The sequence below is a fragment of the Aestuarium sp. genome (genome assembly GCF_023253315.1).
Classification (GTDB): domain Bacteria; phylum Pseudomonadota; class Alphaproteobacteria; order Rhodobacterales; family Rhodobacteraceae; genus Marivivens; species Marivivens donghaensis.
In genome coordinates this window covers 1-731 of the sequence record NZ_JALRGW010000071.1, presented here as the reverse complement: position 1 = coordinate 731, position 731 = coordinate 1, and the positions used below count along the sequence as shown (strand labels likewise).

Below are 731 nucleotides of genomic sequence, written 5' to 3'. Positions count from 1 at the left end.
GGCGTCACGCAAGGTGATTGGCGCGTTGGCACAACACGCTTTGACATTGTTGAGGGTAGTAAACGATGAGTGCGACACTCCCACCTCCCGCTGGTCCAGATTGGAAAGTGTGGGCGCGTCAGCTTACGGCTTACCTGTCTCGGCATTGGGAGATGCTTGACTACAAGACGGGCAATGAAAGTTTGTCCGACAACGGCATCATGATGTGGGACAACACGCTAGGTTATCCTGTTGTTTCTAAGGACGGCACGTTTCGGCAGGTTGTTTTGGCGGACGGTGAAGCCAACTTAGGCATTTCAACAAATGTCACTGCTGCGGCTGCTAACACGGCTTATCCACTTACGTTTACCATGTTGTCTGGGTCTGGCATTTCGCTCGGAACGCCTGCGTCTCGCATCGTGTTTGAGGAAGGTGGGCAGTATCTTCTGTCATTCTCTGCGCAGATCAACTCTTCATCATCTAGCACTGTAGACTTTTTCTTCTGGCCTCGCGTTAATGGCACCAACATTACTGGCAGCACGATGAAGAACTCGCTGCACAACAACGGAGCAACCCTTGTTGTTAGCCGTTCATCTATCTTCACATTCAGTGCTGGTGATTACCTTGAAGCAATGTGGGCCGTCGATAGCACAGCAGGCTCACTGCAAGCATTCTTGGCAACTGCATTTGCGCCTGCTACACCCGCTGCCACGCTTTCCATCACGCGAGTGAAGGCATGACCGTTTCTCTCT

1 protein-coding gene is annotated in these 731 nt (G+C 52.0%); it reads left to right on the top strand.

Going from position 1 to position 731, the window contains the following annotated elements; all coding sequences use genetic code 11:
* Window positions 1–65 precede the first annotated feature (65 nt).
* On the top strand, window positions 66–719 hold the full coding sequence (locus tag AC1QQ2_RS14125) for a hypothetical protein (protein ID WP_479713612.1): 654 nt from the start codon (window positions 66–68) through the stop codon (window positions 717–719).
* Window positions 720–731: the final 12 nt, after the last annotated feature.

Excerpts from the sequence above, each read along its gene's own strand:
- AC1QQ2_RS14125 (WP_479713612.1), top strand. The coding sequence starts at position 66 with ATGAGTGCGACACTCCCACCTCCCGCTGGTCCAGATTGGAAAGTGTGG.